14 protein-coding genes and 1 tRNA gene are annotated in these 17016 nt (G+C 74.1%); 10 read left to right on the top strand and 5 right to left on the bottom strand.

All coding sequences use genetic code 11. From position 1 onward, the window contains the following. Window positions 1–63: 63 nt before the first annotated feature. From ACIRPH_RS25865 to ACIRPH_RS25850, 4 genes are all read right to left on the bottom strand, one after another. Window positions 64–585 carry a hypothetical protein gene (locus ACIRPH_RS25865; RefSeq protein WP_402918839.1) on the bottom strand — a complete coding sequence of 174 codons (522 nt, stop codon included), beginning with the start codon at window positions 583–585 and terminating at the stop codon, window positions 64–66. A gap of 198 nt (window positions 586–783) precedes the next feature. After that, entirely contained in the window at window positions 784–1452 is a 669-nt protein-coding gene (locus tag ACIRPH_RS25860; RefSeq protein WP_402918837.1) for an SDR family oxidoreductase, read from the bottom strand. A 145-nt stretch (window positions 1453–1597) separates the two neighbouring features. Next, window positions 1598–2584: a 2-oxoacid:ferredoxin oxidoreductase subunit beta gene (locus tag ACIRPH_RS25855; protein ID WP_402919108.1), complete on the bottom strand. Its 987-nt coding sequence runs from the start codon at window positions 2582–2584 to the stop codon at window positions 1598–1600. Window positions 2585–2654: 70 nt separating this feature from the next. Further along, complete coding sequence (locus tag ACIRPH_RS25850) at window positions 2655–4505, bottom strand: 2-oxoacid:acceptor oxidoreductase subunit alpha (protein WP_402918835.1); 1851 nt, start codon at window positions 4503–4505, stop codon at window positions 2655–2657. Between the two features lie 495 nt (window positions 4506–5000). Here ACIRPH_RS25850 and ACIRPH_RS25845 point away from each other — a divergent pair, with 495 nt between their 5' ends. Beyond that, window positions 5001–5864, top strand: coding sequence for a M48 family metalloprotease (locus ACIRPH_RS25845; protein ID WP_402918833.1), 864 nt, complete (start codon window positions 5001–5003; stop codon window positions 5862–5864). Window positions 5865–5947: 83 nt separating this feature from the next. On the opposite strand, the gene ACIRPH_RS25840 is transcribed toward ACIRPH_RS25845, so the two are convergent. After that, window positions 5948–6445, bottom strand: a complete 498-nt coding sequence (locus tag ACIRPH_RS25840; RefSeq protein WP_267946738.1) for a YajQ family cyclic di-GMP-binding protein — start codon at window positions 6443–6445, stop codon at window positions 5948–5950. A gap of 238 nt (window positions 6446–6683) precedes the next feature. Here ACIRPH_RS25840 and ACIRPH_RS25835 point away from each other — a divergent pair. The 9 genes from ACIRPH_RS25835 (at window position 6684) to ACIRPH_RS25795 (ending at window position 16837) form a co-directional block, all read left to right on the top strand. Next, window positions 6684–6765: transfer RNA gene (locus ACIRPH_RS25835), tRNA-Tyr, on the top strand. Window positions 6766–7337: 572 nt separating this feature from the next. Further along, window positions 7338–7583: a hypothetical protein gene (locus ACIRPH_RS25830; RefSeq protein ID WP_267946717.1), complete on the top strand. Its 246-nt coding sequence runs from the start codon at window positions 7338–7340 to the stop codon at window positions 7581–7583. Between the two features lie 56 nt (window positions 7584–7639). After that, the gene (locus ACIRPH_RS25825; protein WP_402918831.1) at window positions 7640–7891 is read left to right on the top strand and encodes a hypothetical protein; all 252 of its coding nucleotides are present in this window, start codon (window positions 7640–7642) and stop codon (window positions 7889–7891) included. A 15-nt stretch (window positions 7892–7906) separates the two neighbouring features. After that, window positions 7907–8161, top strand: coding sequence for a hypothetical protein (locus ACIRPH_RS25820; protein ID WP_402918829.1), 255 nt, complete (start codon window positions 7907–7909; stop codon window positions 8159–8161). A gap of 12 nt (window positions 8162–8173) precedes the next feature. After that, window positions 8174–8458 carry a hypothetical protein gene (locus ACIRPH_RS25815; protein ID WP_402918827.1) on the top strand — a complete coding sequence of 95 codons (285 nt, stop codon included), beginning with the start codon at window positions 8174–8176 and terminating at the stop codon, window positions 8456–8458. A gap of 169 nt (window positions 8459–8627) precedes the next feature. Further along, window positions 8628–9176, top strand: coding sequence for a hypothetical protein (locus tag ACIRPH_RS25810; RefSeq protein WP_402918825.1), 549 nt, complete (start codon window positions 8628–8630; stop codon window positions 9174–9176). Between the two features lie 179 nt (window positions 9177–9355). Continuing rightward, window positions 9356–10846, top strand: coding sequence for a DUF2397 family protein (locus tag ACIRPH_RS25805; RefSeq protein ID WP_402918823.1), 1491 nt, complete (start codon window positions 9356–9358; stop codon window positions 10844–10846). Next, complete coding sequence (locus ACIRPH_RS25800; protein ID WP_402918821.1) at window positions 10846–12228, top strand: TIGR02678 family protein; 1383 nt, start codon at window positions 10846–10848, stop codon at window positions 12226–12228. The genes ACIRPH_RS25805 and ACIRPH_RS25800 overlap by 1 nt, the downstream gene beginning before the upstream one ends. Further along, window positions 12182–16837 carry an SbcC/MukB-like Walker B domain-containing protein gene (locus ACIRPH_RS25795; RefSeq protein ID WP_402918819.1) on the top strand — a complete coding sequence of 1552 codons (4656 nt, stop codon included), beginning with the start codon at window positions 12182–12184 and terminating at the stop codon, window positions 16835–16837. Before ACIRPH_RS25800 ends, ACIRPH_RS25795 begins: the two co-directional genes overlap by 47 nt. Window positions 16838–17016 lie beyond the last annotated feature (179 nt).

Below are 17016 nucleotides of genomic sequence, written 5' to 3'. Positions count from 1 at the left end.
CGGTGTCTCCACCGCGCGGGCCCCGAACCTCGTGGGCGCCGCCCCCGACGTGCGCCGCGAAAGCTACCAGCCCTGCTGCTGCCCGTATCCCGGGTACTGCTGGCCGTAGCCGGGCTGCTGTCCGTACCCCGGCTGCGGCTGCCCGTAGCCCGGGTACTGCTGCTGGTCGTACCCCGGGTACTGCTGCTGGCCGTAGCCGGGCTGCTGTCCGTAACCCGCGTACGGGTCCGGCTGCTGGGCGCCCGTGGGCGGGTGCTGGTAGGCCTGCTGCTGGCCGGACGGCTCCGGCTGCTGCTGGGCCTCGGCCCTGTCCGCCTCGTCCTTCTTCCTGCCGTCGGGGTCGGGGCGGAAGATGAACAGGCGCGCGGGCTTGTCGCCCTCGTCGCCGGGGGTGATCAGGTCGAGCCGCCAACCGGCCTCCTCGATCCCCTCCAGGATGCGGGTCAGCCCGGGACGGAGCTTGCTGGAGGGCTCGTCGTAGGCGTTCACCTCCAGCTGGATGATGAACATCCGGCGCTTCTGCTGCGCCGCGACCTTGGCGTGTTCGACGACCGTGCTGTCCCTCACGACCTGCGTGACGCTCATGAATAACCGTACCCATCTGCTCAGCGCGGAGCTTGCCGTACCCGTCGGGGTGCCACCCGGTCGTCCGCGTCCACAGCGGCGGGAATCCGCCGGGTTCCGCTCCCATCATGCCCCCTGCGGGCCTGTCTGGCCACAGAAGGCCGGAGCGGCAGCCGACCGGGAGGGGCGTCCCGGCCGGCGGCCGCTCCGGGGCGGTGCTCAGGAAGCGGCGGCGCGGACGGCCTCGACGACGGGTGTCTCACCGTTCACCAGGTTGAGAACCCTCCCGACGGTCCCCGGTTCGTCCAGAACGGCCACGATCACCGAGGCGACGTCCTCCCGCGTCACCGAGTCCCTCTCGACCTCCGCGCCCAGCGCCACCCTCCCGGTGGCCGGCTCGTCGGTCAGCCTTCCCGGGCGCAGGATCGTCCAGTCCAGCTCCAGCCCGCGCTCCCGCAGGTCGGCGTCGGCGGCGCGCTTGGCCTCCACGTAGGCGGCCCACGAACCGTCGGGGTCGTTCCCGCCGGGCAGCGGGTCGTCCACCCCGATGGCCGAGACCTGGACCAGGCGCCGCACCCCCGCGAGCGAGGCCGCGTCGGCGGTCAGCACCGCCCCCTTGTGGTCCACCGTCTCCTTGCGGGCCGGCCCGCTGCCGGGTCCGGCCCCGGCGGCGAACACGACGCCGTCGGCGTTCATGAGCTTCTCCGTCAGCTCGGTGACGGTGGCCGTCTCCAGGTCGACCACGACCGGTTCGGCACCGGCGTCGACGACGTCCTGCGAGTGGTCGGGGTTGCGGATGAGGGCGACGGGCTCGTCCCCGCGGTCGGCCAGTTGCCTGGCCAGCAGCAGTGCGATCTTCCCGTGTCCCCCGGCGATGACGATACGCATGGGGGAAGCGTATGCCCTCCCGGCGGCCGGACCCCCGGGCCCCGCACGCGGCTCCTCCGGACGTCCGCGTCCGTGTGCGCCCCGACGAACGCCCCGGGCCCCGCGCGGGTCCGCGCGGAGCCCGGGAGGGACGGCCCCGGACCCCCTACTCGACGGTCCAGGTGTCCCCGCTCGCCAGCAGCGCGGCCAGCTCGCCGTCCCCGTGCTCCGCCCGAGCCTCCGCGACCTGCTCGTTCAACAGCTCGTCGTAGGCGGGGCGGCGCACGTCCCGGAACACCCCGATCGGCACGTGCTCGAACGCGGGCTGGTCCAACCGGGACAGGGCGAACGCGTACCCCGGGTCCTCCCGGTGCGCGTCGTGCCGGATCAGCCGGTCCTCGCCCACCGCGTCCACGTCCACGACCTCCAGCCCGCCGAACCCGCCGGCGACCACGCCGCGGTCCGGGCCGAGCCGCAGCGGCTCGCCGTGCTCCATGCGCAGCAGGCGCGTGTCCCTCGCGGCCGGGTCCTTCAGCGGCTCGAACGCGTCGTCGTTGAAGATCGGGCAGTTCTGGTAGATCTCCACGAACGACGCCCCCGGGTGCTCGGCCGCCGCCCTCAGCACCGACGTGAGGTGCTTGCGGTCGGAGTCGACCGTCCGGGCCACGAACGAGGCCTCCGCGCCCAGGGCGAGGGACACCGGGTTGAACGGGTGGTCCAGCGATCCCGCCGGCGAGGACTTGGTGATCTTCCCCGGCTCGGACGTGGGGGAGTACTGCCCCTTCGTCAGACCGTAGATCCGGTTGTTGAACAGGAGGATGTTGACGTTGACGTTGCGGCGCAGCGCGTGGATCAGGTGGTTGCCGCCGATGGACAGCCCGTCGCCGTCACCGGTCACCACCCACACCGACAGGTCCGGGCGGCTGGAGGCCAGCCCGGTCGCGATCGCCGGCGCGCGCCCGTGGATCGAGTGCACGCCGTAGGTGCTCAGGTAGTAGGGGAAGCGGGAGGAGCAGCCGATCCCCGACACCATGACGATGTTCTCGCGGGGCACCCCCAGCTCGGGGAGGAAGGACTGGAACGCGGCCAGGATCGCGTAGTCGCCGCAGCCCGGGCACCAGCGCACCTCCTGGTCGGACTTGAAGTCCTTCATCTTGTAGGCGGTGTCCGTCCTGGGGACCAGCCTCAGCCCCCCGGAGCCGTCCGGCCGGCCGTTCGCGTTCTCAGTCACGGTCGATGACCTCCCGAAGCACGTCCGCGAGCTCCTCGGCCTTGAAGGGCAGGCCGCGGACCTTGTTGTAGCCGATGACGTCGACCAGGAACCTGCCGCGCAGCAGCAGGGCCAGCTGGCCGAGGTTGATCTCCGGCACCACCACCCGCTCGTAGCGGGCCAGCACCTCGCCGAGGTTGGCCGGGAACGGGTTGAGGTGGCGCAGGTGCGCCTGCGCCACCCGGCCGCCCGCGCGCCGCACCCGGCGCACCGCCGCGGTGATCGACCCGTACGTGCCGCCCCAGCCGAGCACCAGCACCCCGGCGGCGCCGTCGGGATCGTCCACCGCCAGCTCGGGGATGTCCCGGGCGATGGCGTCGATCTTGGCCTGGCGGGTCCGCACCATCAGGTCGTGGTTGGCGGGCGTGTACGAGATGTCACCCGTCTCGGCGTGCTTCTCGATGCCGCCGATGCGGTGCTCCAGCCCGGCCGTGCCCGGCACCGCCCACGGGCGGGCCAGGGTCTCCTCGTCGCGCTTGTACGGCAGGAACGAGCCGTCGGGGCCGTTGGGCCCGGTGGCGAACCCCGGCTCGATCACCGGCAGGTCGCCCACCTCCGGCAGGCGCCACGGCTCCGACCCGTTCGCGAGGTACCCGTCGGAGAGCACGACCACCGGGGTGCGGTAGGTGACGGCGAGCCTGGTCGCCTCCACCGCGGCGTCGAAGCAGTCGGCGGGGGAGGACGGCGCCACCACCGGGAGCGGGGACTCGCCGTTGCGCCCGTACAGGGCCATCAGCAGGTCGGTCTGCTCCGTCTTGGTCGGCATGCCCGTGCTGGGCCCGGCGCGCTGCACGTCGATGATCAGCAGCGGCAGCTCGGTCATCACCGCGAGCCCCACCGTCTCCTGCTTGAGCACCATGCCCGGGCCGGAGGTCGTGGTCACCCCCAGCGAGCCGCCGAACGCGGCGCCCAGGGCGGCCCCCACCCCGGCGATCTCGTCCTCGGCCTGGAAGGTGCGCACACCGAACCTCTTGTGCCTGGACAGCTCGTGCAGGATGTCCGACGCGGGGGTGATCGGGTACGAGCCCAGGAACAGCGGCAGGCCCGACCGGGTGGAGCCGGCGATCAGCCCGTAGGCCATCGCCAGGTTCCCGGTGATGTTCCGGTACGTGCCCGCGGGGAGCCGGGCCGGCTTGACCTCGTAGGAGACGGCGAAGTCCTCGGTGGTCTCACCGAAGTTCCACCCCGCCCGGAACGCGGTCAGGTTCGCCGCGAGGATGTCCGGCTTGGCGGCGAACTTGGACTTGAGGAAGGACGTCGTCCCCTCCGTGGGCCGGTTGTACATCCACGACAGCAGGCCCAGGGCGAACATGTTCTTGGCCCGCTGCGCGTCCTTCTTGGACAGGTCGGCGCCGGCCAGCGCCGCCACCGTCATCGAGGTGAGCGCCACCGCGCTCACCTTGAGCCCGTCCAGGGTGCCGTCGGTGAGGGGGTCCCCGGTGAAACCGACCTTGGCCAGGCTCCGTTTCGTGAACTCGTCGGTGTTGACGATCACCGTCGCGCCCCGGGGCAGGTCGCCGAGGTTCGCCTTGAGGGCCGCGGGGTTCATGGCCACCAGGACGTCGGGCGCGTCGCCCGGGGTCATGATGTCGTGGTCCGCGAAGTGCAGCTGGAAACTGGACACCCCCGGGAGGGTTCCGGCGGGGGCGCGGATCTCGGCCGGGAAGTTCGGAAGGGTCGACAGGTCGTTGCCGAACGACGCGGTCTCCTGGGTGAAGCGGTCTCCGGTCAGCTGCATGCCGTCGCCGGAGTCGCCGGCGAAGCGGATGATGACGCGGTCGAGCTGTTCGATCTGTTTGGCCACTGAGATCGACGACCTCCTTGGTGAGCCGCCGGTCGTGACGGGCGGCGGCGCTCGGGTGTCATCCCCCGGTCGGGGCACTCCGCCGCGGGGCGGGCGTCCGGCTCGGGGGCGTGGGACAGCGTGCGCGGCCCTCGCGCTCGCCGGGTGCGCCAACCCGGTCTCGCACGGCGCGGTCACACCGCGACTGCCGGGTCGTGAAGGGGCCTGCCTTCAACGACACGGCTCCCCGGACACCGGGATCCGGACGGGGCGGCGCCCCGCCGGCCTGGAGTTCGGAGTGATAAGGGCCACGATCGCACTATAGGTCGTCGGGAACTGCGGGACGGGGGCCGGGTGGCGATTGTCACACCGGAACCCCGTCGGACGGCGTGAGGTCATCCGCAACCGGGATGTGACCGACAGCCCGTCACATGGGGAACGCAAGACGTCGACCCGCACGTTTGTCACCATGTACGCATTCACGGTCGAGGACCGGCTGAGCGAGGAGGTGGCGGCGTGCACGTCAACGTGGCCCGTGCGGTCGGTCTGTTCGTCGGGGCCGCCGTCCTCGTCGTGGTGGTCGGCTGGCTGTGCGGATCCGCGAAGGGCGCCCAGTTCTCCGTGGCCCTGGTGGTGGGCGCGGGCGTGCTCGTCTACCTGTTCGGCGAGTCGCTGGCCCTGCGGGCCATGAGGGCCCGGCCGGTCAGCGAGATCGAGCGCCCCGAGCTGTACCGGATCGTCCGGGAGCTGGCCACCGCCGCCCGGCAGCCCATGCCCAGGCTGTACCTGTCGCCGATCCGCTCGCCCAACGCCTTCGCCACCGGCGGCAGCCCGCGCCGCGCCGCGCTCTGCTGCACCACGGGCCTGCTGCGCACCCTCGACGAGCGGGAGCTGCGCGGGGTGATCGCCCACGAGCTGGCGCACATCCGCTCGCACGACACCCTGATCAGCTCGGTGGCGGCGACCCTCACCGCGGTCATCACCGCGATGACGGTGGTCACCTTCCTGCTCCCGCTGGGGGAGTCGGAGGAGACGGACATGCCCGACCTGCTGGCCGGACTGATGGTGGCGGCGCTGGCGCCGCTCGCCGCCCTGGTCGTCCACTTCGGTGTGGGGCGCGGACGCGAGTTCCGCGCCGACGAGAAGGCCGCCGAACTCACCGGGGACCCGATCGGGCTCGCCGAGGCGCTGGTCAAGCTGGAGGAGGGGGCGCGGCGCTACCCCCTGCCCCGCGACCGCGGCCTGCTGGCGTCGGCGCACGTGATGACCACCAACCCGTTCCCGACCGGGGTGGGGCGGCTGTTCGCCGCCCACCCGCCGACGGACGAGCGCGTCCGTCGGCTGCACCTCCTGCGCCGCCGGTGGGACATGGGCGGGTAGGCGCCCCTCCCCGACACGGCGACGGCCGCTCTCCCCTCACGGGGGAGAGCGGCCGTCGCCGTGCCGGGGCCGCGGACCGCCGGCTACCGGTAGTTCACGAACTGGAGGGCCAGGTCGAAGTCCTTCTCCTTGATTAGGTTCTGGGCGGCCTGGAGGTCGTCCTTCTTCTTCGAGCTGACGCGCAGCTCGTCACCCTGGATCTGGGCCTTGACCCCCTTGGGGCCCTCGTCCCGGATCAGCTTGGAGATCTTCTTGGCGTCCTCGGAGGTGATGCCCTCCTTGAGGCCGACGGGAAGGCGGTACTCCTTGCCGGAGATCTTGGGCTCCTCGGCCGGGTCGAGGATCTTCAGGGAGAGCTTGCGCTTGACCAGCTTCTCCTTGAACACCTCCAGGGCGGCGTTCGCCCGCTCCTCCGACGTGCTCCTGATCTCGATCCCGTCCTCGCCCTGCCAGGCGATGGTGGTTCCGGTCCCCTTGAAGTCGAACCGCTGGGACAGCTCCTTGCCCGTCTGGTTCAGGGCGTTGTCGACCTCCTGACGGTCGAGTTTGGACACGACGTCGAAACTGGATTCGGCGGCCACGTTCGCTCACACCCCGCTTGGTCTCATGGATCGCGGGCGCCCGTCGGGACGCCCGCGTGGGTACACGTCCGCCCGTGCCGGAACCCCGGCCCGGGCAGGCTTCAGAGCTTAGCCCCGACCTGGTCGGGGTGCCCGAAGCCCCTGCTCGGGACGCGCCCCGGGTATTCGATTACAGGTTCGGGCGGATCATCCGCTATTCTCGTTCATGCGTCGCGACGAACACCGTCGCCGCAGCCCAGGCAGGTTGCCCGAGCGGCCAATGGGAGCGGACTGTAAATCCGTCGGCTTAGCCTTCGAAGGTTCGAATCCTTCACCTGCCACCCTGGGGACGGGGCCCCGGCACCATCAGGTGCCGGGGCCCCGTCGTGTGTCCGGGGTCCGTCGGCCCGGTGTCTCCCCCGTCCCGGTCCGGCCCGGCCCCCGCCCTCGCGGATCCGCCGCCTCCCGGGATTCGGTTGATCGCGAATGTGTCGCGTTCAGGTTGCGGCGGAGTAACGGCGCGCCCTGCTTCCGGTCCGACCGGAACTGCTCTCCGGCCACTCGGCCGATCCTGCTCTGAGCTGCGGTTTCGCCGTCTCCCCGGGCGGTCTCGCGCGCGGGCCGAAGGTCTTCCTGTGCCGTTGGCGGCCGATGTGCCCGGTTCGCCGGTCCGGCCACCCCTCGACCCGCTCTCGGGCCTTTGTGCGTGTCGCGCGAAAAGAAGGGCAATCAATCCATTTGCGTATGTCGCAAAAAGAACCCTGACGGCAATATGGACAAAGTGATTCCGGGGTTTCGGCGTTGACAAAAAACGGGGGCCGGATGATGATTGCACCAGTCCACCGCGACACAGGTGCAGCAAGCGCCTGAGTCTTTTTCTGTCAATGCCTCGTAATGATTTCCCGGGGGAAACATGATCAAGAAGATGGCCGTTGCCGGCCTGGTCGCCGGTGCCGCGATGGGCGCTCTCCTCATGGGGGCTCCCGCTCACGCCTCGCACGGCGGCGACCAGCAGTTCAACCAGAACCTCCAGCTGGTTCCGATCCAGTCCTGCAACCTGACCGGCAGCGTCGGTCTGGTGGCCGTGACCGTGCCGATCCTGTCGCCGCAGACCACGGGCGACTGCGTGAACGGCCCCATCGGCACCAACATCAGCTAGTTCCGGCAATTCGTCCGACCGTGACGATGTCTCACACTTTCTCGAAGGGCAATTCAATGCTGCGTAAGCTCGGCGTTGCCGGTCTCGTCGCTGGCGCCGCTCTCGGCGTCGTTCTCACCGGGTCCCCGGCCCTCGCCTCCGGTTCCCACGGCGGCGACCAGCAGTACAACCAGAACCTCCAGCTGGTTCCGGTCCAGCTCTGCAACACCAGCGCCGCCATCGGCCTGGTCGCGGTGAACGTGCCGGTCCTGTCGCCGCAGACCACCGGCGACTGCGTCAACGGCCCGATCAGCCACAACATCGACTAGTAGGGGATTCCAGACATGCTGCGCAAGTTCACGACTGCCACCGCCATCGCCGGAATCGCCCTGGGCGCCATGCTCGCGGCCTCCCCGGCCTCCGCCTCCGGCTCGCACGGCGGCGACCAGCAGTACAACCAGAACCTCCAGGCCATCCCGGTCCAGCTCTGCAACACCGAGCTGGCCGTCGGTCTCCTGGCGGGCGTCAACATCCCGATCCTGTCGCCGCAGACCACGGGCGACTGCGTCAACGGCCCGATCAGCCACAACATCGACTAGCGGGGGGTCCGCATGCTGCGCAAGTTCGCGGCTGCCACCGCCATCGCCGGTGTAGCGCTGGGGGCGATGCTCGCCGCCTCGCCCGCGTCCGCCTCGCACGGCGGTGACCAGCAGTTCAACCAGAACCTGCAACTGGTTCCCGTCCAGCTCTGCAACATGGAGCTGGCCGTGGGCCTGGCCGGTGTCAACGTGCCGATCCTGTCGCCGCAGACGACGGGCGACTGCATCAACGGTCCGGCGGCCACCAACATCAGCCAGGACCGCGCCGAGCACGAGAGCGGTCACGGGTACCACTAGGGCGCCCGGTGTCACGGGGCTCCGGCCCCACGGTGACGGAACAGAGCAGTAGGTCGAGGCCCCCCGGCAGCCGCCGGGGGGCCTCGACGCGACCCATCGGTTCGGCGGCTCCCCGCGCGGGCCGGCCAGGGGGCCGTCCCGGGCCCCGACGGAGGAGGAGAGAGGCGAGATGAAGCGCGTGATCCTGACGGGGGCCGCCCTGCTGCTGGCGGCCACCGCCTGCGGACAGCAGGAGACCACCCCGAGGCTGCCCGAGGGCACCGGCGCCCCGCAGGCCACGGAGAGCCCCGAGGACCGGGCGAGCCCCGACGCCGGGGAGGGCGGCGGCTCCGAGGAGGGCGGCTCCGGCCAGGGAGCCCAAGACGACGGCGCCCACGTCCTGAACATGTACGGCGACGAGAACGGGTTCGACGACCAGCGCCCCGTCGAGTACGTCGCCACCGAGTTCACGTCCTTCTCCGACCTGGAGTGGCCCGAGTGGACGGACGAGACCGCGTCGGGCGCGGGCGACCTGTACGGGACCTGGTGCATGGACCGGGGCTGCCAGGACGAGCCCTACGAGGTCGAGGTCGAGCTCGGCGACCCGGTCGACGTGAACGGCACACCGTACTTCTCGACCTACACCGTCACTAGGTACGACGAGGACATGACGCCGGAGGTGCGCCAGGCGCTGGAGGACGCGGACGGCGGGCGCCTCTCCGTGCCGACCCCGGAGTGAGGCGGGCGGCCCGGCGCGGCCGGGTGGGGTTCGCCTCTCCCACGGCCCCCAAGAATCGTCCTAAAGTTCCGAAAATGCGCAAACCTACTGGTCAGAGTGGGTGGCAGGAGCAGGTCGGCGGGACCGGACGGGCCGGAACCGGGCGTGGCGCGCCCGGGAGGTCTCTAGTCTGCTGAGTTGTGGCACTCAACGAGCGCGCGGACACCCGCGCGGACGACGTACGGGGCGCCGGCGGACGGCCGGGGCCGAGGCACGGCCGCGCGGCTCTGCTGCGCCTGGCCTCCTGGTTCGATGAGGCCGGCCCCGACCGGGCCGACGCCCTGGCGACCGCCGCCTACGGCCTGCACCCGGCCCTCCACCTGGAGGGGCAGACGGACGAGGGCGTCGCCGCCACCACCAGCTGGTGGCAGGCGGCCCCCGACCGCAGCACCGTCACCGAGCACCCGGGCTCCCGGCTGCCCGAGCCCGTCCGCGACCACCGCGCGCAGCAGGCCCGCCTGCGCGACGCCGCCGAGTCCTCCGCCCACTGGCGCCGCGCGGGCGCCTCCCAGATCCGCGCCCTGCTCGCCGAGCCCACCCCGCTGCGGGCTCGCCTGGACCTGTCCGGAGCCGGGATGGAGGTCCTCATGGAGCTCCTCACCGCCGCCCTCGGCTCCGGGGACGCCGGCCGCCGCCCCACCTCCGCCGGCGACCTGGAGTTCTCCCTGCGCCTGCACGTCGGCGCCGCCCCGGGGGCCGAGGTCACCATCCGGGGCGAGGGCGGGGAACTCACCCTGGAGGGGCTCCGCCTGCGCGTCACCTCCTACGACCAGCACACCGTCGAGGACGACGGCTTCCCCGGCCTCCTCGGGCCCGCGGGGCGCCCACCGCTCGCCGCCCGGACCGGCTCCGGCCCCCTTGCCGGGGCCCCGGCGGCCGCGCCCGCCCGTGAGCCGCACCCCCTCGATCCGGATCCGTTGGATCCGGCGTCCCCGTACACGCCCGTCCCCGAGCCGGACGCCCCGGGCGTGGTGGACGACTCCGCCCCGCACCCCCTGGACCCGGACCCCCTGGACCCGACGACCCCGTACGCCCCCGCCCCGCCGTCCCCTCCGGACCGGGTTCCGGCCGACGCCCCGGACCCCGTGCCCGCGGCCCCGGACCCCGCGGAGGCGGACCGCCCGGACCCGCCCGCCCCGGACCCCGTGCCCGCGGCGCCGGCGGCCCCTGCCGCCCCGCACACGCTGTTCCCGGACCCCTTGGACCCGCCGTCCCGGCACTCGCCCGCCGCGGACGCCCTCGCCCCACACCCCGGGGCCCCGCACCCCCTCGACCCGGAACAGCCGGGCCGCACGGCCCCCCGGTACGACGTCCCTCCGGCCCGCGGCCTCCTCGCCACCCCGTCCGCCGAGACGGGGGGCAGCGGGGCACGGACCGCCCCCGCCGGGACCGACGGCGGGCACCGGCCGCCGGAGGAGCCGGACGGACCCGAGGCGGGCGACGGCGCGCCCCTCCCGGCCGAGGCCCCCGTGACGGGGGCCCGGCGGCCCGGACCGGGTACCGTCGGGAACCCGTCCGCGTCTTCCGCCGAGGCGCCCGGAGCCGCCGGCGGCCTCCCGGGACCGGACCCGGACGTCGAGACCACGGGACCGATCGACCTGTCCGCCGACCGGACCCGACCGTGGGGGTGATGGAGACGGACGCCTACAGCGAGGACGCCGCGCTCATCGGCGAACGCCAGGCCGCGGCGCGCGCGCTCCTGGCGCACCCGCTGCTGACCCGGGCCGCCCACCCGGCGGAACTGTCCCTCGTGCGCTCCCACGCCGAGTGGCTCGTCCAGCGCTTCCAGCGCGTGCTCGGGTACCGGCTCGACGTCGGAGACGACCACGCCCGGCTGGTCAAACGCGGCCTCGTCGGCGAGGTCGTCCACCGGCCCACCCGTGCCAACGGAGCCCGCTTCACGCCGCGCACCCACACCTACCTCGCGCTGGCCCTGGCCGTCCTGGTCGAGGAGACCGGGCCCACCACCGTCCGCGCGCTCGCCCTCCGTGTCCGGGCCGCCGCGCACGAGGCCGGGATCGACGCCGATCCCGGCCGCGGGCTCGGCGAGCGACGCGCCTTCTGCGCGGCCCTGGAACACCTGGTCGCGCTCGGCGCCCTGACCGAGACCTCCGGCCGCATCGCCGACCACGGGGCCGACGCCGCCGCGGACCCGGCCGTCCGCCCCCGCACACCGGTCGTCCGCGCCGTCGCCGCCCACCTGCCGCAGGCCTCCGACGACCCGGAATCCTTCCTCGCGGGCGCCGTCGACACCGACCCCGACAGCGAGCACCAGGGCGAGACCGCCCTGCGCCGCCTCCTCGCCGAGACCGCGGTCGTCTACCGCGAGGACCTCCCCGACCGCCAGAGGGACCGCCTCGCCGCGCACCAGTGGCGTGCCGCCGCCGCGCTCGGCAACCTGCTCGGCTGCGACGCCGAGGTGCGCGCCGAGGGTGTCGCGATGGTGATGCCCGACGAGGCCGGCGCCCGCCCGGCCTTCCCCTCCGACGACCCCGTCGGCCAGGTGGCGCTCGCCCTCGTCCGCCACCTCTCCGGCCGTCTGCACCCCGGCAGGCCCGCCACCTCCGTCCCCGTGCCCGACCGCGAACTGCGCACCGCTCTGGACGCCCTGGGCGGCCCCGACGCCCCCGCGCGGGCCGAGTGGGCCCGCACCGCCGGCCCCGAGGTGCCCGACCCGGACCGGCTGCGCACCCGCGTCACGGCCCTGCTGACCGACCTCGGACTCCTGCGGGGAGGCCCCGGCGAGTGGCGGCTCACCGCCGCGGCGGCGCGGTACGGGGCCGACGTGGACGAGCGCGTCCCCCCGATCCAGGACAATGGCGAAGACAGCCGGACGCACGCCGCCCCGACGCGCGGGTCCGGCCACGAAGACGGTCCTCCCGACGCTCCCGCCGATCCCCGAGGCGACCTGAGCCGGGTGACGTCCGTGCTGCAAGCGGTGGCGAACGAGAAGGTGAGCGCGACCAGTGGTGACACAGGAGACCAGCGAGGCCCCGGGGGCAGCTCCGGCTGACCCCGTCGACACCCCGCGCTACCGCCTCGAACGCGCGGGCATCCGCAACGTCTGGCAGTACGACGACCACGTCCTCGACTTCGCCGAGGGCCGCCTCCTGCTGCGCGGACGCAACGGCGCGGGCAAGTCCAAGGCGCTGGAGATGCTGCTCCCGTTCCTGCTGGACGGCGACGTGCGCCGCCTGGACACCACCGGCACCAACCGCACCAGCCTGCGCTGGCTCATGGCCGACGACCCCCGGGCCGGACGCCGGCCCGAGCCGGAGGAGACCGGCCCCGACCTGCTCGGCGGCCCCGAGGAGGCCGCCGAGGAGGCCGGGCCCGAGCAGGCCGACGGCGACACCGGCCCCGTCACCCGCCTCGGCTACCTGTGGGTCGAGTTCACCACCGACCGCGGCGACCGCGGCCTCGACGCCGCCGCCCGCGCCACCACCGGGCCCAACAGCGCGTCCGCCCTGCTCGCCGCGTCGGGGACGGCCGACGCGTCCGCGCTCCTCGCCGCCGCGACGCCGGGCCCCGGCCCCGCGGCGGAGGAGCCCGGGCAGGACGCCCCGGGCGGCCGGCCGCGCCACCTGACCCTCGGCGCCGCCGTCATGGCCGTCGGCGACTCCGACCCGCGCTGCGTGTTCTTCGTCACCGACCGCCGGGTCGGACACGACCTCGAACTCGTCACCGACGGCCGCCCCAAGCCCGTCGACCGGCTCCGCTCGGAGATCGGCGCGGACAACTGCTTCACCAGCGCCGTCCCCTACCGGGCCCGCGTGATGCACGACCTGTTCGGCATCGACGACTCCGTCCGCTACCGCAACCTCATCCACCTCCTCTACCGGCTCCGGCGCCCCACCATCGGCGACCGCCTGGAGGCCGGCGAACTCGTCGGCGTCCTCTCCGAGGCCCTTCCGCCCATGGACGAGTCGGTCCTGGACGAGGTCGCCCGCAACATCGCCGACCTCGAACAGGCCCGGGCGGAGAAGACCGCCCTCGGCGAGGCGGGGGCCGGGGTCACCGCCTTCCTCGACGACTACCGCGGCTACCTGGTCCACGCCCTCCGGTCACGCGCCGCCGACGTCCGCGAGCAGATCGACGCCGCCGCGGGCCGGACCGCCGAGACCGAGCGCCTGCGCGCCGAACTCGACCGGCTCATCACCGAGGAGAGCCGGATCTCCGAGGAGCGCGACCAGGCCCGGCGCACCCGCGACACCGCAGAGGCGGACGACGGCACCCTCGCCGCGGCCCGGAACAACGCCGCCACCGCCACGGGGAACGAGCGCCGCGCCTACGACGCCGCCGTCGGCGCCTACATCAGGGCCGCCGAGGCCGCCTGGGTCGCCGCCGAGCACGCCGAGCGGGTCGAACGGCACACCGTCGAACGGCTCGGCGAGGACACCGCCGCCATCGACCGCGCGCTCGACACCCTGCGCCAGACCCACGCCGAGGCCACCCGCGCGGCCACCGCCGCCGGGATCGACCCCGCCCTCCTCGGCGAGGTCCCGGACACGCTCGACACCGTCCACGCCCCGCGAGAGAGCGCCACCCGGGTCGATCTCCAGGGGCTCGAACAGGCCGTCGAGCGCGAGCCCGTCGAAGGCATCGACCTCGACGACCTGCGCGACCGCCTCGGACGCCTCCACGACCAGCTCTCCCACGCGGCGGAGCGGTCGGCCGAGCGCGCCGACCTCGCCGCCCGCCTCACCGGCCTCACCACGGCCGAGGCGGCGGCCGACCGCCGCCTCGTCGCCCTGACGAGCGAGGCCGAGAGCGCCGACGCCGTGCTCGCACTCGCCCACGGTCGCGAGAGCGCCGCCGTCGCCGCGCTGCGCGAGGAGAGCACCGCCTACGCCGACGGCGTCCGGGCCTGGGCCGCCCGCCTGCGGGAGTCCAGCCACGCCCACGCGCTCGGCGACGCCGTCCACGAGCTGGAGGGCAGCGTCGAGCTGCCCATCACCGACTCCCTGAGGGTGCTCGACCCCGACGTGCCCTCCACCGTCTCCCGCCTCGCGAACAACGCCGTCGCCCCCCTCCTGGAGGACCTGCGCGCCCGGCGCGACGTCGCCGTCAACGAGGAGGGCCAGCTCTCCGACGAGCTCGCCGAGCTCGCCGAGCGCCGCACCGGCAACGCCGAGCACGCCCCGGAGCGCCCGCCGTGGGCCACCTACGCGCGCCCCCCGGGCGAGGGCGCCCCCCTCTACCTGGCCGTCGACTTCGCCGACGGGCTCAGCACCCGCGAGCAGGCCGGCCTGGAGGCCGCCCTGGAGGCCAGCGGGCTGCTCGCCGGGTGGATCCGCGCGGACGGCTCCCTCCACGACCCGGGCACCCGCGACCTCCTGGTCACGCCCGCCCGGCAGGCCAAGGGCAGGACCCTCCTCGACGTGCTCGTCCCGGTCGCCGCCCCCGACCGCGGCGTCAACCACGACAGCCTCCGCACCCTGCTCTCGTCCATCGCCCTGCACTCCGAGGACGAACCCGTCCCGGGCACGGCCGAGGACACCGAGGCCAAGCACCGCCGCGACAGCTCCGTCGCCACCGTCAGCTCCATGTCGCTCACCGGCGGCTGGCGCCTCGGCGTGGCCTCCGGCTCCCACGACAAGAGCGAGCCCGAGTACATCGGCGAGGCCGCCCGCAAACGGGCCCGCGACCGCCAGTCGGCCAACACCGACCGGCGCATGGCCATCGCCGAGGCCCTCCTCGCCGAGGCGGGGGAGCGCCGCTGGGCCGTCGAGCAGTCCTACGCCGAGCTCCTGGAGGTGTCCCGGAGCCTGCCGGACCCCTCCCCGCTGATCCGCGCCCGGGCGGTCCTCGACGTCGCCCGCGAGGACGTCGCCGCCGCCCGCCGGGCCCATGAGACCGCGGGCCGGGCCGCCGAGGAGTGCCGCGCCGAACTCCTCGACCTCCGCTCCCGCCTGCGCACCTCGGCCGACGTCAACGCCCTGCCGAGCGTCCGCGCCGAGCTGGACAGCGCACTGCGCGCCCTCGACCACCTGCGCGTCCTCGTCGGCTCCGGGCTCAAGGACCTCGACGTCCTCGCCTGGGAGCTGGCCGACCACGAGCACCACGTCGCCGGGTGGAGGGCGGCCCGCGCCGAACGGGTCCTGGCCGAGGACGCCAGGGCCGCCGCCATCGACGACATGATCACCGTCCGCCGCCAGTTCGAGCTCGGCGACCGCGCCCGCGGCGTGCCCGGCGAGCAGATCGACGCGGCCCGGGACCAGGTCAGGGCCAGGGCCGACGAGGCGTCCCGCCGACTGCCCGAACTCGAGCGCGGGGCCCAGCGCGCCCGCGACGAGCGGGTCGGCGCCGAGGCGCGGCTCGTCGCCGCCGCCCAGGAGCGCGCCGAACAGGTGCGCCGCGCCCTCACGGCGGGGGAGCGGCTCGTCCGCGCGGTCTCCCTCCCCGGCGGCACGGGGATCGACGACACCGACGTCCCGGACGCCGTCCTGCTGGGCGCCGCGGGCCTGGACGCCTGCGCCGCGGACGACGGCCCCCTCGCCGCCTACCTCGCCCACTCCGCCCTCCACGCCGGGGAGCCGGACGCGGACCCGGCCGCCCGGCCGCCCGCGCCCGGCCCGGACACCCGGCTCGCCCTGCTGGAGGCGTTCGTCGGACAGCTGGAGGAGGGCCTCGCCGCCCAGGAGGAGGCCGGGGTGCCCGAGGTGGACGACAGCGCCATCCTGAGCAGCCGCGAGGACCTGCACCGCCTGCTCACCTCCGCCGGGTGGGCGCAGACCCGCACCGAGCTCAGCGAGCCGCGCGGCCTCAAGCGCCTCACGGTCCACGACGAGGGCGGCGCCCACGACGTCACCGCCTACGCCGAGCGGATCACCGCCTCCGCCGCCCGCGCCGCCGAGGCCGTCGCGGTGGCCGAGGAGGAGGCATTCGAGCGCCACCTGCTCGGAGAGCTGGCCGGCCACCTCGCCCGCCAGATCGACGAGGCCCGCGCCCTCATCACCACCATGAACGACGTCCTCAAGGACGTCACCACCTCCGCCGGCCTCGGCGTGCGCCTGGACTGGAGGCTGGCCCCCGACGCGGGCGCCGACGTCGAGGCGGTGGTCCCGCTCCTGGCGACCCCGGCCGAGGAGCGCACCCGCGTGCAGACCACCCGCCTGCGCGACGCCCTGCGCCGCTGCATCGAGGCGATCCGCCGCCTGGACCCCACGGCCACCGGAGGAGCCCAGCTGCGGGCCGCCCTCGACTACAGGTCCTGGTTCACGTTCACCGTCTACGTGACCGACGGCGCGGGCGACGAGCGCCGCCTGGGCCATCGCACCGCCCTCAGCCAGGGCGAGCAGCGCGTGGTCGCCTACCTGGTGCTGTTCGCCGCGGCGGCGGCGCACTTCGACGCGCTCGCCGCGCGCGCCTCGTGGGCGCCCAGGCTCATCCTGCTGGACGACGCGTTCGCGAAGGTCGACGAGCCCACACACGGGCGCCTCCTCGGCCTCCTGGTCGAACTGGACCTGGACTTCGTGCTGACCTCCGAACGCGTGTGGGGCTGCTTCGCCAGCGTGCCGAGCCTCAACATCTACGAGTGCCTGCGCGACCCCAACGTCCCCGGCATCGCGACACTGCACTTCACGTGGGACGGCAGCAGGAGGCGCCTGGTCGGCGTCTGAGCACGGCGGCGGGCTCCGGGGCCCTTCCGGCCCCGGCCGGAGGACCCCCGGCACGCCTTCCACCGCCCCGGCCCCGGCCGCGCCCCGAACCCGGCCGAGACGCCGCGCACCGCCCCGCGGGGGCCGCACGGGGCGGCCGGGCGCCGCGGCGGGAGCCCTACGGGCAACGCCGCCCGGCC

The sequence above is a fragment of the Nocardiopsis sp. NPDC101807 genome, assembly GCF_044766605.1.
GTDB lineage: Bacteria > Actinomycetota > Actinomycetes > Streptosporangiales > Streptosporangiaceae > Nocardiopsis > Nocardiopsis tropica.
The sequence above is the reverse complement of the archived record's forward strand: the minus strand, read 5'-3'. Positions and strand labels throughout refer to the sequence as shown.

Excerpts from the sequence above, each read along its gene's own strand:
- ACIRPH_RS25865 (WP_402918839.1), bottom strand. The coding sequence starts at position 585 with ATGAGCGTCACGCAGGTCGTGAGGGACAGCACGGTCGTCGAACACGCC.
- ACIRPH_RS25860 (WP_402918837.1), bottom strand. The coding sequence starts at position 1,452 with ATGCGTATCGTCATCGCCGGGGGACACGGGAAGATCGCACTGCTGCTG.
- ACIRPH_RS25855 (WP_402919108.1), bottom strand. The coding sequence starts at position 2,584 with ATGAAGGACTTCAAGTCCGACCAGGAGGTGCGCTGGTGCCCGGGCTGC.
- ACIRPH_RS25830 (WP_267946717.1), top strand. The coding sequence starts at position 7,338 with ATGATCAAGAAGATGGCCGTTGCCGGCCTGGTCGCCGGTGCCGCGATG.
- ACIRPH_RS25825 (WP_402918831.1), top strand. The coding sequence starts at position 7,640 with ATGCTGCGTAAGCTCGGCGTTGCCGGTCTCGTCGCTGGCGCCGCTCTC.
- ACIRPH_RS25820 (WP_402918829.1), top strand. The coding sequence starts at position 7,907 with ATGCTGCGCAAGTTCACGACTGCCACCGCCATCGCCGGAATCGCCCTG.
- ACIRPH_RS25815 (WP_402918827.1), top strand. The coding sequence starts at position 8,174 with ATGCTGCGCAAGTTCGCGGCTGCCACCGCCATCGCCGGTGTAGCGCTG.
- ACIRPH_RS25810 (WP_402918825.1), top strand. The coding sequence starts at position 8,628 with ATGAAGCGCGTGATCCTGACGGGGGCCGCCCTGCTGCTGGCGGCCACC.
- ACIRPH_RS25800 (WP_402918821.1), top strand. The coding sequence starts at position 10,846 with ATGGAGACGGACGCCTACAGCGAGGACGCCGCGCTCATCGGCGAACGC.